Source organism: Orrella dioscoreae (genome assembly GCF_900089455.2).
In the GTDB taxonomy this organism is placed as follows: domain Bacteria; phylum Pseudomonadota; class Gammaproteobacteria; order Burkholderiales; family Burkholderiaceae_B; genus Orrella; species Orrella dioscoreae.
On record NZ_LT907988.1, the window covers coordinates 1847149 to 1860273 of the forward strand.

Here is a 13125-nt window from a genome sequence, read left to right on the forward strand (position 1 = left end):
GCCAAGATGCGCAAGGACATTGCGCGCTGCTTGGCAGCCCACCAAGAACGGATGGGCTATCCGCTGCGGCTCTACGGGCTGGTCGATGGGCTGACGCATGCTCGCGTCAGCCCGAATGATGCGTTGTCGCGGTCCGAATCATCCGCCGCTTTATTCGATGGCACGCCCGACCAAGTGCTTGCCCACGCGGGGCCTTGGCTACTGGAGGCCACAGATCAAAACGGCCCTCATCGGGCGGTGCTGGGCGTACTGGCCGAGAGCGAGGAAGGCTTGATCTGGTTGATCAGCGCCTACCCCCTTTCAGATCTGGCTGACGCGCTGCGCGAACGCTTGAATGTCCGCCTGCCTTCCGGAAAACTGGCCCTGCTGCGCCACTACGATGCCAGGGTGAGTGGGGCGATTCTCGGATTGCTGTCCGAGAGGCAACGCGCCGAGTTTTTTGCGCCCGTGCATGGATGGCTGACCCAGTGCACGGGGAAATTGACCAGGATTCATCCCACCGATGCAGCTTGAGTTCACTGCCCAACAACTCGCCGGCCTGGGCGAGATCGATGCTGAAACTTTTGTCCTGGGGGTGCAGCAGGATTTGCTCAGCGAATATCCGGGACTGCCCCAGGCTGGACTGACAGCGCGATTGTCGGCGTCGTTGAAGGCGGCACGCGGTTTGGGCATTGACGCCGATGCCAACCTAGTCAACTTCCTCAGGACCGAGGCAATGGTGCCGGGTTTCTACACCCAGCCGGGGTTCGGCGCATGGATGGCCAAGGCGGGCCGGCCACCCGACCAGCGTTTCCATGACTACATGCAAGTCATGCAATGGCAGATGCGCCGTGCGGGGCCAGGCCACGACAAGGAGTGAGGTGACATGCCGGGACCATTGGCGGTACCGATAGCGACGTGGGTGGCCGAAGCGCTGGCGGCGGCTGCGGGTCGCTTGGCTGTGGGCGCAGCGACGGGCGCCGTGGTCGGCGGCGCGGCCAGCCTGCCGGGCGACACGCCGCGCGATGACAGCGAGGCCAACCCAGGGGCCAAGGCGACAGATCGTGAGATGGCATGCACGGCGGAGGACTGCAAAAAATGCCCGCCCGACATGGGCGTGATCGTCAGGCGGGCGCATGGCGTGAACTGGAACGCCTACACTTACCAAGCCAGAATCACCGGGTTCCCTTTCGACACAGTGAGCTGTCGCTGGAGTGATGAGTGGCTTTGGATGGGAGTGCATTTCGATGGATTCCAACCCGGAGAGTGCCTGTTACAGGAAACCAAGGGGAATTACGACAACTTTGTCGACGCCGAAGGCAACGTCTACGGGTGGTTCAAAGGATATGGGTGGTTGCGAGTCGAGGCCAGGCGGCAAGCGACCGTGTGCAACAGTTCGCCGCCCGCCAGGTTGCGGTGGTATTTCCAGACACCCAAAATGTGGGAGGTCATGGCGCCCTTCCTGACTTCAATGCGTATCGAATCGGTACTCGCCCCATAGGTTATTCATGCTCATCCAGTGTCAATTCCGAGACCCCACGCTTCGATCGGATGATTTCGCCGAGATGCTGCGCCGAATGCGCGTCATTACCTTGCTGTTGGAAGAGCACTCAGAGCGGGAGATTCAGTGGTTTGCCCAAGGGGATACGTTGGAAGAGGCTTTTCTCTATCCAGCTTTTGAGGGGGCTGAGCCTTCAACCGCATTGCTTGCTGTTTTAAAGGAGGAGTTCCGAGAGGACCAGTCTTTCACGTTCGCGGCGATCTGGAACGGGACGGAGAAACAATCAAAAAGCGTCTCTTTAGCGGTGGAAGCCAATAGCGTCGGCCAACCTTGCACCTTCTCCCTTTCCTATTCAAGTGGACACAACGGTGGCTTTGGCAAAGTCACCTCGGTGATAGCGATCGTCAAGGAAATAGTCGCCCTTTTTCCTCCACAGTACGTTTCCGTCGCACCTCCGCTTTACTCTCGCCATCAGGTATTCAAGGACAAGCCAGGGGCCGGATGGATGCTCTACCTGCCTCGGATCATCACGGTCGAACAGGTCCCGGAGGCGGAGGCACTGATTCCGTTGCCGGCACCTGGAAAAAAACAAACTGGCACGCTTATCGTCAGCGTTGCGAACGACGTGTTTTCCCTGGACAACCCCAAGCATATCGAGGTCGCCAACCAGATTGAGCTGCGCCTGGTCGACCAGGACCTGATCGAGCGGTACGAGGATATGTATTGGTCGGTGTAGCCGAGCGTGCGCAGTGCGCCACTCGGCCCCGCCGCAGACCCTGTGCCAGGGGCGCTGAATTGAGCGGAAGTCAAGAAGGTGGTGTGACGGCGAGTCGCTGCGGTTAGCGCAGTTCAGCGGTTTATGCCCGCTCGGCTTTCCGTTGGACAAATCGCGCGTTCAGACCCGCGGCGGCACCGTGTCGATGAACGACTGGCGGGCCGAGAGCTTCTCGTACAGGCGGGCCAGGTTGGCGTGGCCGGCGCGCCAGTCCAGGTCGCCGAAGCGCAGGTCCAGGTAGCCCAGCGTGACGCCCACGGCGATGTCCGCCAGGCAGTAGTTCACGCCCTGGCAGAACGCGTTGTCGCCCAGGCTCTTGTCCATGGCCGCCAGCGAGGCGTGGATCTTGCCGTACTGGCGCGCGATCCATTCGGCGCTGCGCAGGTTCTCGGGGCGCTGGTTCTCCTTGAAGATCAGCACGCAGGCGTCGAGCACGCCGTCGGCGATGGCTTCCCAGCACTTCACCGCGGCGCGGTCGCGGCCGGTTTGCGGGATCAGGCGGCTGACGGGGGAAAGGGTGTCCAGGTACTCGACGATGACGCGCGAATCGAACAGCGCGCCGTTGTCTTCCATGACCAGGCAGGGCACCTTGCCCAGCGGGTTGTAGTGCTGGATGGTCGTGTCTTCGGCCCAGACGTTTTCGAGTTCGAGACGGTAGTCCAGTTTCTTTTCCGCGAGGACGACGCGCACCTTGCGGACATAGGGGCTGGTGAGGGAACCGATGAGTTTCATTGGGCCTGCAAATCAAGAGGCCGCGGCAGGTGCAAGCCGTGGCGGATTGGCAGCGAACGTCGCTGCGACAGAACTGTGCCGCCATCCCGTCACATGGGCTTGCGGCTCCCGAAGGGGGACCCCCACGCCGCGCCTTCGGCTTGCTGCCCCCCGAGGGGGCGCCTTTTGCCTTGGGGCGGCCTGGCGGCAAAAGGGCCGCATTTTGCCTGGGTGACGAGGCTTCGGCAAATCAGGCGCTTCAAGTTTATCTTGGCACACTGGTTTTGGGCGTCAGGGGAGGAGGGGGGCGGGTGATAAAATTGCGGATTCGATTTCTGTCTCTTTTTCACATCATGCAGATTGCCGCCCAGCTCAGCCAACTCAACGCCCTGTCTCCCCTGGACGGGCGCTATGCCTCGCGCGGCGACGCCCTGCGCGGTCTCCTGTCCGAGGCAGGTTTCATGGCGCACCGCGTCGAAGTCGAGGTGGCCTGGCTGATTGGCCTGGCCGACGCCGGCCTGCCCGAGCTGCCGCGCTTTTCCGACACCGCCCGCGCCCGCCTGCTGGCGCTGGTGGAAAACTTCTCCGAGGCCGACGCCGGCCGGATCAAGGAGATCGAGCGCGTCACCAACCACGACGTGAAGGCCGTCGAATACTGGCTGAAGGAGCAAGTTGCCGGCGACGCCGAGCTGGACCGCGCGGCCGAGTTCATCCACTTCGCCTGCACGTCCGAGGACATCAACAACACCTCGCACGCGCTGATGCTGACCCGCGCGCGCGACCAGGTGGTGCTGCCGCAACTGCGCACGCTGCACGCCAAGCTGGCCGAGCTGGCGCGCACGCACGCCGCGCAGCCCATGCTGTCGCGCACGCACGGCCAGCCGGCCAGCCCCACCACCGTGGGCAAGGAGTTCGCCAACGTCGCCGCCCGCCTGGCGCGCGCCATCGACGCCATCGCGGCGGTGCAGCCGCTGGCCAAGCTGAACGGCGCCACCGGCAACTACAACGCCCACGTCTCGGCCTATCCGGAAATCGACTGGCCCGCGTTCTCGGCCGGCGTGCTGAAGGGCCTGGGCCTGACCCAGAACGTGCACACCATCCAGATCGAGCCGCATGACTGGATGGCCGCGCTCTTCGACGCCATCGCGCGCGCCAACGTCATCGTGCTGGACCTGGACCGCGACGTCTGGGGCTACATCTCGCTGGGTTACTTCAAGCAGCGCCTGAAGGAAGGTGAAGTGGGGTCGTCCACGATGCCGCACAAGGTCAACCCCATCGACTTCGAAAACTCGGAAGGCAACCTGGGCCTGGCCAACGCCACCCTGCGCCACCTGTCCGAGAAGCTGCCGGTCTCGCGCTGGCAGCGCGACCTGACCGATTCCACGGTGTTGCGCAACCTGGGCGTGGGCCTGGGTTACTGCATGGTGGCCTATGACGCCTGCCTGCGCGGCCTGGGCAAGCTCGAGCTGAACGCCGTCGCGGTCGATGCCGACATCGACGCGTGCTGGGAAGTGCTGGCCGAGCCGGTGCAGACCGTCATGCGCCGTTATGGCCTGCCGCAGCCCTACGAGCAACTGAAGGCGCTGACGCGCGGCAAGGGCATCACCGAAGACGCATTGCGCGAGTTCGTGCAGGGCCTGGACCTGCCAGCGGAACCCAAGGCACGCCTGCTGGCCATGACCCCGCGCAGCTACGTGGGTCTGGCCGTGACGCTGGCCCAGCAGGTATAGTCGGGCGGCGCGGGCAAGCCCCGCGCATTGCCCATGCCTGCCGCGCCGCCAGCGCGGATGGGCCTGGCAAGGCTGGCGGGAGGCTTTCCCGCTGGTCCGGCCAGGCCCGTTTTGTTTGTCAACGCCAGTCTCTTCCCTCAGTCTCTTCCCTGCCTCGGAGAGTATCCATGAAGAAAATCCTCGCGCTGTTCGCCGCGTCCTGTACGGTCGCCGGCGCGCTGTGGTCCGCGCCGGCCGCCGCCCAGTTCGCCAAGCCGGAAGACGCGGTCAAGTACCGCCAGTCGGCCTTCACGCTCATCGGTTCGCACTTCGGCCGCATGGCGCCCGTGGTCAAGGGCGACGCCCCGCATGACCCGGCACAGATCAAGGCCAATGTGCAGGTGCTGCAGACGCTGGCAGGCCTGCCCTGGGCGGCGTTCGGCGCGGGCACCGAAGGCGGCGGCGCCAAGGCCGAGATCTGGCGCGACGAAGCCGGTTTCCGCAAGGCGCAGCAGCGCTTCAACGACAGCGTGGCCAAGCTGGCCGTGGCTGCCGACGGCAACGACCTGGGCCAGCTGCGCGCGGCTTTCGGCGACGTCGGCGCCAGCTGCAAGGCCTGCCACGACTCCTACCGCCAGCGCCGCTGAAGCCTGCGCTTCCGGCACCCATGAAAACGGCCCCATCGGGGCCGTTTTCATGCGCGGCGAGCGATGCGCACGAGGCTCAGAAGGACAGGCTCATCGCCGCCTGCTGCGCATTGATCCACAGCACCAGCGCGGTGGCGGCCGCCGCCAGCACGATGGCGCGCAGCCACACGGACGGGCCATCCTCGGCGGCGGGTGCGCGCTCGGGCAGGTCGCTGGCGCGGGCGTTGCCCGTCACCATGGGGGTCACCAGGCGCTTGTGTCGCACCAGCGTGTACCAGAGGATGGCCAGCAGGTGCAGCGCGATCAGGCCGTAGATGATCCATTCGTTCTGCGAATGCAGCCAGGTCAGGGTGCCCGACAGGCTGCCGTCGATGGTGTGGGCAAGCGGGCCTTGGGTCAGGATGTCGTCGTTGGCGAAGAGGCCGCTGACGGACTGGAAGCCGATAACCAGCAGCATGGCGATCACCGACCATGCGCCCAGCGGATTGTGGCCGGCGGGTGCCGGGGCCTTGCCCGACAGATAGCGCCAGACGCCGACGGGGCCGCGCAGGAAGGTGGCGAAGCGCGCGTAGCGCGGGCCGATGAGGCCCCAGGCCAACCGGAAGGCGACGAGGCCGACGGTGGCCAGGCCGAAACGCACATGCCAGTCCATGTAGGTGCCGCCCAGCTTGATCGTGACGAGGGCACCGGTCACACAGGCCACGAGAGCCCAGTGGAACAGCCGGGTGGGCAGGTCCCAGACGCGGACCGGGGGATTGAAGCTGGCTGGCACGATGGCATTCCTTGCGGGTGACGTGGCGGGACGCACGCCCGCCGGTATCGGCGGTTTTCTTACTGCCTGCGGTCCGCGGGCGGGCTGCGGCGCAGCAGGGTGGTCAGCGCTTCTTTCAATCCCGGGGAGAACACCGGCACGATCTGGGCGACGCCCATCTGGTCCGCGCCCTGGCGCAGGGTGACCGTCTGGCCGTTGAAGGCGGCGGGGGAAGCGCCGATCTCGACATAGCGGCGCAGTAGCGCGTCGACGGCCTGTTGCGCGGGAATCAGCGCCAGCGCGCCGCCTTCGCGGGCGTCGTCGTGCTGCGAGAGCACGCGATGCAGGTCGTCGATGAAGAAACCCAGCGCGCGATCGCCGCGGCAATCGGCGCGCTCGTGGCCCCAGGATGGTGCAAAACCGCGCGGGAAGGCCGGCGCGCGAGGAGGAGGGGTGCTGTTCATGCCGGCATCCTAGCGCACTTGGCGTGTCCGCGGCGGGACGGCCGCGGCTTGCGGTGATGCGTCCGCGCGCAGGGCGGCAAAGAAAAATTACCGATTTTTTAAGCAAACAGTCAGAAAATGGGAACTTCCCGGAGAAAACCCTTTCTGACGGGACAGTGCCGCCCGCTTGCACCGGGCGGCGGCCGCGGCGGCCTTCTCCCTGCCATGCGCAGGGACCCAGGCTGCCGCAAGCCGTTTTGCGTTCCCTCCTGACATGCCCTTCACACGGATACCCATGAGCGAAGTCGCCCAGCCCACCAGTGCAAGTCCCGCAGCATCCTCCCCGTCATCCGCCGCCCCCGACACCGCGCCGCGCCGCCTGCTAGGCACGATCGACGTCATGGCCCTGATCATCGGCATCGTGATCGGGGCGGGCATCTTCAGCGCGCCCGCGCTGGTGGCGGCCAACTCCCATTCCGTCACCGAGATGATGTTCGCCTGGCTGCTGGGCGGACTGATTTCCATCGCGGGCGCGCTCTGCTATGCCGAGCTGGCCACCGCGCATCCGAACACGGGCGGGGACTACCACTTCCTGCGGCTGGCTTATGGCGACCGGCTGTCCTTCCTGTTCGCGTGGGCGCGGCTGACCGTCATTCCCACCGGCTCCATCGCGCTGCTGGGCTTCGTGTTCGGCGACTACGCCACGCAGGTCTACAGCCTGGGCGAGTATTCCTCCGCCTTGTACGCGGCGGGCATGGTGCTGGTGCTGACGGCCATCAACCTGGTGGGTCTGCGGTCGGGCAAATGGACCCAGAACTTCCTGACCCTGCTGGAAGTGGGCGGCGTGCTCTTCATCATCGGCGCGGGTCTCTTCATGACGCCGGATCCGCAGGCGGTGGGCGCGCTCAGCCCGGCCACGCGCGAAGCGACGCAATGGGGCCTGATCCTGGTCTTCGTCATGCTGACCTACGGCGGCTGGAACGAAGCGGCCTATGTGTCTGCCGAGACCGTCGGCGCGAACCGCAACCTGCCGCGCGCGCTGTGCTGGAGCCTGGGCATCGTCACCATTGCCTATTTGCTGGTCAACCTTGCGTTCGTGCGGGTGCTGGGCCTTGAGGGCGCGGGCGCCACCGACGCGGTGGCCGCCGACATGCTGCGGGCCCTGATGGGCGAGAGCGGCGCGCGCATCATCAGCGTGCTGATCGCCGTGTCGGCGCTCACCTCCGCCAATGCCACCATCCTGCTGGGGGCTCGCACCATCTATGCCTTCGGCCGCGACGAGCCGATGTTCAGCTTCCTGGGGCGCTGGAACGCACGCCACGATGGTCCCACCAACGCGCTTGTCACGGTGGGCCTGATCTCGCTGGCGCTGGTGGCCCTGGGCGCCATCACCCGCAGCGGCTTCTCGACCATGGTCGACTACACCGCGCCGGTGTTCTGGTTCTTCTTCATGCTGACGGGCATCGCGCTCTTCGTGCTGCGCCGCCGCTGGCCCGATCATCCGCGTCCCTTCAAGGTGCCGTTCTATCCCTTCACGCCCATCGTCTTCGTCGCCATCTGCGCCTACCTGCTGTATTCCAGCGTGATGTACACGGGCATGGGCGCGTTCGTGGGCATCGGCGTGCTGCTGCTGGGCGCGGTGCTGCTGTTGTTCCGCCGTACGCCGCCCGCCGCCAGCGATCCCGGCAAGGCGTCCTGACGCCGTCTCGATTTCCCTGCGTTGTTTCCTGCCTTACCCTCTTAGGAGCTAGCCGTGAAAAGTCCCCTGACCTGGTTGTCCGCCTTTGCCGGCGCCGCGCTGCTTGCCGGCACCGCCTCGGCCCAGAACGCCCCCTCGCGCACGCCCGACGTGATCTTCGTGCCGACGCCGCAGGAAGTCGTCGACGCCATGCTGGACGTGGCCAAGGTCGGCCCGAACGACGTGCTGTATGACCTGGGCTCGGGCAACGGCATCATCCCGGTGACCGCGGCCAAGCGCTTCGGCACGCGCGGCGTGGGCTTCGACATCGATCCGCAGCGCATCGAGGAAGCCAATGCCAACGCCAAGGAAAACGGCGTCACGGACAAGGTGAAGTTCATCCAGGCCGACCTGTTCGAGCAGGACCTGTCGGAAGCCACCGTCATCAGCCTCTATCTGTTGAACTCGTTGAACCTGAAGCTGCGTCCGAAGCTGCTGGCGCTGAAGCCGGGCACGCGCATCGTGTCGCACGCCTTCGACATGGGCGACTGGAAGCCCGACCAGACCGTCAACGTCGACGGCCGCATGGTCTATTTCTGGACCGTGCCTAAGCGGTGACCCCCCCCGAGGCGCTGCGCGCCTCCCCCCCCCCCGGGGGGGCGGTGCTGGTGGACCGGCGGAGCCGGCTCCACTGCACCCCTGATTGCTGAGCTTCTTCTGGCGGGTTTTTAATATTTCACTTGCAGTCTTGCCCAGACCGAGCGGCCGGGTTCGTTGATCCTGGTGTCTGCCGGGAAGCCGAAGCCGGCGTCGCCTGCCAGGTTCAGGTGTTCGCTGTAGGCCTTGTCCAACACATTGTCGACGCCGATGGCCAGGCTGACCTGCTTGTTGACCGCCAGGCTGGCGTTCAGGGACAGGATGCCGAAGCCCGCGCTGGGGCCGAAGTCCTTGCCCACCACATTGCCCACGCCTGTCGCCACCCGGCGTTGCGGCGCGACCAGGCGCCACAGCGCGCCGGCCGACCACGTGCCGTCGTCATACGCCAGGTTCAGCCGCGCCTCCAGCGGCGGAATCTGTGCCAGCGGCCTGCCGTCGCTGCGGTTCTCGCCCCAGGCATAGGCCACCGTGGCGCCTGCTTGCCAGGCCGGCCGGAAGCGCCAGGTGACGCCGGTTTCCCCGCCCGCGATGCGGGCCTGCACATTGTCCGCACGCGAACTCGCGCCCATCATGCCGCCTGGCACATAGGTGAAGAGGATGTAGTCGCGCACCACGCCGGCATAGGCCGATATCCAGGCATCGACGTCCTTGCCACGATACTGCGCGCCCAGATCCAACTGCGTTGTCTTCTCCGGCAGCACGCCAGAGAAGGCGTTGTCGCTGCCGGTCGGGCCCGCGTTGGGCGAGAACAGCTCCCAGTAGTCCGGAAAACGCTGCACGTGGCCGATGCCGGCATACCAGCTGGCGGGCAGGCCGTGCAGGTCTTCCTCATAACGAAGGAAGCCGGCGGGCAAGGTACGCGCGCGGCGCTGGTTCGCAGTGGGGTTGGGCATGGGCATCATCATGCCGCCATCCGTGGCGCGGAAGTCCTTGGCCGACACGCGGTCCAGGCGTGCGCCGCCGATGATACGGCCCTGTTCGCCAGTGGCCCATTCCAGCTCGCCGAAGACGCCCGCCTGACGCGAATCGGCGTCCTTGGTCCAGGCCTGGTCGCGATAGTTGTCGACATCGCTGCCGCTGCGCTGCCGATGGCGGCTAAGTTGGAAGTCCGTTCCAACCGTGAGCGTGGCGGGCTCGGCCACGCGCAGGGTGGCGGCCATGCGTCCCCCCCAGGTGCTGCGTTCCACGTTCGCGGCCATCGCCGTGGGCATGGCGCTCATGGGATCAGGCGCGCGCAGCGTGTAGTTATCCATCACGTGGTCGGCACGGTTGTGGAAGAGGCGCGCTTCCACCTTTTCCAGCAGGCCGCTGTTCACGCGATGCTCGGCCCGCAGGCCCAGGCTTTCGCGCCGGAAGCGCGAGCCGTCCATGCTGCGGCCGGCATAGCGCGCGCGGCCGTCGCCCACGCCAGCGCTCAGTTCCACAAGGGTGTCCGGGTCCGGCGTCAGGCCCAGCGCCAGGTCGGCATTCCACTTGTCCCATTTCGACGGCACGCGGTCGCCGTTGCCGTCGCGGTAGTCCTGCGCCTGCGAGTGGTTGGCCGTGACGCGGGCGTAGCCCTTGGCCGCGCCCGCGGTCAGGTCCACGGTCTGGTCGTTGCGGCCATGCGAGCCGCCCACCAGCGTACCGTCGAAGCGCACGCCCGGCGCGTCGAAGCGTGGCGTGTCGCGCTCGAAGCGCACGGTGCCTGCCGATGCGCCCGGGCCCCACAACACGGTCTGTGGGCCTTTGATGACCGTGAGCCGGTCGAAGGTCTCGGGCGAGATATAGGAGCTGGGCGCGTCCATGCGGGCCGGGCAGGCGCCGGGCATGGCGGCATCGTTGGCCAGCACGTTCAGGCGCGAGCCGAACATGCCGCGCAGCACGGGGTCGCCGTTGCTGCCGCCGTTGCGGATGGCCGAGAAGCCGGGAATGGTTTTCAGGTAGTCGGTGCCGTCGCTGGCGGGCAGCGGTTGGCGGGGGGCCTTGGGATCGGTGGTGAAGGTCAGTGGCGATTCGGGGGCCACGGCGGTGACCACCACCGGGTTGAGCACATCAAGAGAGGCCGCGGCCACCGGGGCGGCGGCCAGGCAGGCCAGGGCCGTGGCCAGGTAGTTGCGGGAAAAGCGTTGATGCTTGGGCATGGTGAAAATCCAGGTCTGTCCTTGTGGCCGCGCGCCTGCCGCCGACAGCGGCTAGGCGCGTAGCGGCGGGCGCGATGGCCCGGCGCATGAGAGGGTGCGGCGAGCCGTCAACGGCCAGGGTTTGGGAGAGGCGCGCATGACACGCACGCGCGGCAAGATTGCGCCGCGGCGGAAACCGGCAGGCGGCCAGGCGCGGCAGTGCCTGGGTTACCTACGGTGTTCGCGATCAGACCTGGGGCGGCGCCCGCGAGCCCAGCGGTGGTCCGGTCGGACCGTGGGCGGCAAGGACGAGGAAAGGGGGAGGCGCCGGTGGCGGCAGCGTGCGCGGCAAAGGCAGGGCGATGGCCGGCGCGGTGGCGGGCATGGCGGCCTGCTGGTGCGCATGCAGCCAGAACGGGCAGGTCTCGGCGGAAGCGTCATTGCCTTCGAGGCCGCCGTCCTTGGAGCCGGCGTCCAGCCACATCGGCACGCTGGTGACGTGGCCTGCCACGCACAGGCTGATCTCGATGCGCCCCTGCTTCAGGGCGGCGGCATCCGGCATGTAGCCGGCGGGAATCGCCCCGCGCGCGATGACCGACAGCAGCAGCAAGCCCAGCAGCAAGCGGGCTTGCTGCCATGGCATCCATGCTGGGCGGTTGCGCGTCGACATGCCGCGCATTCTAGCGGCAGGATGGGTTGCCTGGATTGCGGCAACGCAAGATGCGCGCGCTGTCAGGCCACGCCAGACCGTGGCCTCAGGCCCGCCAGGGGGCGCCGGCCTCGCCCAGGTCCCAATACAGGCCTGCCATGATCTGCAGGCCCTCGCGGGCAATGGCGGGCAGCAGGTGTTCGTCGGGGCCGTGCTGCGCGCAGGCGGGATACGAGTGCGGCACCCACAGCGTGGGCAGACCCAGCACATCGGCGAAGGCGTCGTTGGGCAGCGAGCCCGCCAGGTTGGGCATGACGGCGGGGGCGTCGCCGGTGGTGCCGGCCAACGATCCTTGTGCCCAGCGCACCCAGGGATGTTCCACGTCCAGGCGCGTCGCCGCCGTCTGCATGGTCACGTCGATGTCGATGGCCTGGAAGCCCCGCTCATCCAGGTGGCGGCGCAGGTGCCGCGCCAGGTTCGTCCAGTCGGTGCCCACCACGAAACGCAGCTGGCAATGCGCCACCGCGGCGGGCGGGATGGCGTTGACGGGGCGCTCGGCCGAGCCCGCGCCCAACGCCAGCACTTCCAGCGTGTTCCAGGCCACCAGCCTCTCGGCGGGCGTCATGCCAGGTTCGCCCCAGGCCGGGTCCAGCGCGGGATCGTTCACATCGCCGCCGATGGGCAGGCCGTCCAGCGCGGCGCGCACGGCATCCGTCACGGCGGGCGCGCGCAGGCCTTCCACCCCCAGCACGCCGCGCGCATCCACCATCGATGCCAGCGCATTCGCCAGCACCGTGGCCGGGTTGGTGATGACGCCGCCCCAGTTGCCCGAGTGATAGGCGCGCTCACGGCAGCGCAGGCTGAGCGTGAAATTCACCATGCCGCGCGAGCCCAGGAAGAGCGTGGGCAGGTCGGCGCGCACACGCGGGCCATCGCAGCCGATGAAGAGTTCCGCTTCCAGTGCCTGGGCCTGGGCGGCGCAGAAGTCGTTCAGGCCGGGCGAGCCGGCTTCTTCGCCGGTCTCGATCAGGACCGTCACGTTGTAGCCCAGCTTGCCGTCGCGGGCGGCGATGGCGGCCGCCAACCCGCCCAGGTTGACGGTGTGCTGGCCCTTGTTGTCGGCCGTGCCGCGGCCATACCACTTGCCGTCTTCCACCGTGACGCGCCACGGCGCCAGGCCTGCCCGCCATTTGCCGACCTGGCCGTTGACCACGTCGCCGTGGCCATAGGTCAGCACGGTCGGCAGCGCGGGGTCTTCGACGCGGCGCGCGATCAGCAGCGGGCCGCCGCGCGGCGAGGGATTCTGCAGGATCTGGCAGTCGAAGCCCAGCGGCGTCAGGGTGGGCGCCATCTCGTCACGCAGGTACTGCGCCAGCGACGGCGGCACTGTCCCGCCGTCGCTTTCGGTGGGACAGGCGACGCGCCGCTCGAGGTCGGACAGGAATCGGCCGTCATCGAAATAGGCGGCGGCCAGAGCAAGGGACTGGGATCGTGACATGGCGGCATCAGGCGCACAGGCCGGC

The 13125-nt window shown here is 67.1% G+C and carries 14 protein-coding genes; 8 read left to right on the forward strand and 6 right to left on the reverse strand.

The features are described 5' to 3' along the window. Positions 1–6 precede the first annotated feature (6 nt). The 4 genes from ODI_RS08590 (at position 7) to ODI_RS08605 (ending at position 2216) form a co-directional block, all read left to right on the forward strand. Entirely contained in the window at positions 7–513 is a 507-nt protein-coding gene (locus ODI_RS08590; RefSeq protein ID WP_067753255.1) for a DUF4123 domain-containing protein, read from the forward strand. Continuing rightward, positions 503–859: a hypothetical protein gene (locus tag ODI_RS08595; protein WP_067753258.1), complete on the forward strand. Its 357-nt coding sequence runs from the start codon at positions 503–505 to the stop codon at positions 857–859. The genes ODI_RS08590 and ODI_RS08595 overlap by 11 nt, the downstream gene beginning before the upstream one ends. Before the next feature lie 6 nt (positions 860–865). Continuing rightward, positions 866–1480, forward strand: a complete 615-nt coding sequence (locus ODI_RS08600) for a restriction endonuclease fold toxin 5 domain-containing protein (protein WP_067753261.1) — start codon at positions 866–868, stop codon at positions 1478–1480. A gap of 76 nt (positions 1481–1556) precedes the next feature. Beyond that, entirely contained in the window at positions 1557–2216 is a 660-nt protein-coding gene (locus tag ODI_RS08605; RefSeq protein WP_162292294.1) for an Imm52 family immunity protein, read from the forward strand. Positions 2217–2375: 159 nt separating this feature from the next. Here ODI_RS08605 and ODI_RS08610 read toward each other — a convergent pair whose 3' ends face one another. After that, positions 2376–2987: a glutathione S-transferase N-terminal domain-containing protein gene (locus ODI_RS08610; protein WP_067753266.1), complete on the reverse strand. Its 612-nt coding sequence runs from the start codon at positions 2985–2987 to the stop codon at positions 2376–2378. 332 nt (positions 2988–3319) lie between these two features. Between ODI_RS08610 and purB the strand changes: the two genes are divergently transcribed. Continuing rightward, complete coding sequence (gene purB, locus ODI_RS08615; protein WP_067753269.1) at positions 3320–4696, forward strand: adenylosuccinate lyase; 1377 nt, start codon at positions 3320–3322, stop codon at positions 4694–4696. Between the two features lie 167 nt (positions 4697–4863). Further along, positions 4864–5322, forward strand: a complete 459-nt coding sequence (locus tag ODI_RS08620) for a c-type cytochrome (protein WP_067753272.1) — start codon at positions 4864–4866, stop codon at positions 5320–5322. Positions 5323–5398: 76 nt separating this feature from the next. On the opposite strand, the gene ODI_RS08625 is transcribed toward ODI_RS08620, so the two are convergent. Together ODI_RS08625 and ODI_RS08630 are read right to left on the reverse strand one after the other, a co-directional pair. Then, positions 5399–6094, reverse strand: a complete 696-nt coding sequence (locus ODI_RS08625) for a cytochrome b/b6 domain-containing protein (RefSeq protein WP_098020878.1) — start codon at positions 6092–6094, stop codon at positions 5399–5401. 59 nt (positions 6095–6153) lie between these two features. Next, positions 6154–6537, reverse strand: a complete 384-nt coding sequence (locus tag ODI_RS08630; protein ID WP_067753275.1) for a hypothetical protein — start codon at positions 6535–6537, stop codon at positions 6154–6156. 274 nt (positions 6538–6811) lie between these two features. On the opposite strand from ODI_RS08630, the gene ODI_RS08635 reads away from it, so the two are divergent. Both ODI_RS08635 and ODI_RS08640 read left to right on the forward strand, forming a co-directional pair. Further along, complete coding sequence (locus ODI_RS08635) at positions 6812–8215, forward strand: APC family permease (protein ID WP_067753278.1); 1404 nt, start codon at positions 6812–6814, stop codon at positions 8213–8215. Between the two features lie 54 nt (positions 8216–8269). After that, positions 8270–8812: a methyltransferase domain-containing protein gene (locus tag ODI_RS08640; protein ID WP_067753281.1), complete on the forward strand. Its 543-nt coding sequence runs from the start codon at positions 8270–8272 to the stop codon at positions 8810–8812. Between the two features lie 110 nt (positions 8813–8922). On the opposite strand, the gene ODI_RS08645 is transcribed toward ODI_RS08640, so the two are convergent. The 3 genes from ODI_RS08645 to ODI_RS08655 all read right to left on the reverse strand — a co-directional run bounded on the left by ODI_RS08645 (position 8923) and on the right by ODI_RS08655 (position 13100). Then, a complete protein-coding gene (locus ODI_RS08645) occupies positions 8923–10974 on the reverse strand; it encodes a TonB-dependent copper receptor (protein WP_067753284.1) in 2052 nt (683 codons plus the stop codon). 226 nt (positions 10975–11200) lie between these two features. Next, positions 11201–11623: a hypothetical protein gene (locus ODI_RS08650; protein ID WP_067753416.1), complete on the reverse strand. Its 423-nt coding sequence runs from the start codon at positions 11621–11623 to the stop codon at positions 11201–11203. Between the two features lie 85 nt (positions 11624–11708). Beyond that, positions 11709–13100, reverse strand: coding sequence for a M20 family metallopeptidase (locus ODI_RS08655; RefSeq protein WP_067753286.1), 1392 nt, complete (start codon positions 13098–13100; stop codon positions 11709–11711). Positions 13101–13125 lie beyond the last annotated feature (25 nt).

What these genes read in the sequence shown, in the direction of transcription:
- ODI_RS08590 (WP_067753255.1), top strand. Translation starts at nt 7, where the DNA reads ATGCGCAAGGACATTGCGCGCTGCTTGGCAGCCCACCAAGAACGGATG.
- ODI_RS08595 (WP_067753258.1), top strand. Translation starts at nt 503, where the DNA reads ATGCAGCTTGAGTTCACTGCCCAACAACTCGCCGGCCTGGGCGAGATC.
- ODI_RS08600 (WP_067753261.1), top strand. Translation starts at nt 866, where the DNA reads ATGCCGGGACCATTGGCGGTACCGATAGCGACGTGGGTGGCCGAAGCG.
- ODI_RS08605 (WP_162292294.1), top strand. Translation starts at nt 1,557, where the DNA reads ATGCGCGTCATTACCTTGCTGTTGGAAGAGCACTCAGAGCGGGAGATT.
- ODI_RS08610 (WP_067753266.1), bottom strand. Translation starts at nt 2,987, where the DNA reads ATGAAACTCATCGGTTCCCTCACCAGCCCCTATGTCCGCAAGGTGCGC.
- purB (WP_067753269.1), top strand. Translation starts at nt 3,320, where the DNA reads ATGCAGATTGCCGCCCAGCTCAGCCAACTCAACGCCCTGTCTCCCCTG.
- ODI_RS08620 (WP_067753272.1), top strand. Translation starts at nt 4,864, where the DNA reads ATGAAGAAAATCCTCGCGCTGTTCGCCGCGTCCTGTACGGTCGCCGGC.
- ODI_RS08630 (WP_067753275.1), bottom strand. Translation starts at nt 6,537, where the DNA reads ATGAACAGCACCCCTCCTCCTCGCGCGCCGGCCTTCCCGCGCGGTTTT.
- ODI_RS08635 (WP_067753278.1), top strand. Translation starts at nt 6,812, where the DNA reads ATGAGCGAAGTCGCCCAGCCCACCAGTGCAAGTCCCGCAGCATCCTCC.
- ODI_RS08645 (WP_067753284.1), bottom strand. Translation starts at nt 10,974, where the DNA reads ATGCCCAAGCATCAACGCTTTTCCCGCAACTACCTGGCCACGGCCCTG.
- ODI_RS08650 (WP_067753416.1), bottom strand. Translation starts at nt 11,623, where the DNA reads ATGTCGACGCGCAACCGCCCAGCATGGATGCCATGGCAGCAAGCCCGC.
- ODI_RS08655 (WP_067753286.1), bottom strand. Translation starts at nt 13,100, where the DNA reads ATGTCACGATCCCAGTCCCTTGCTCTGGCCGCCGCCTATTTCGATGAC.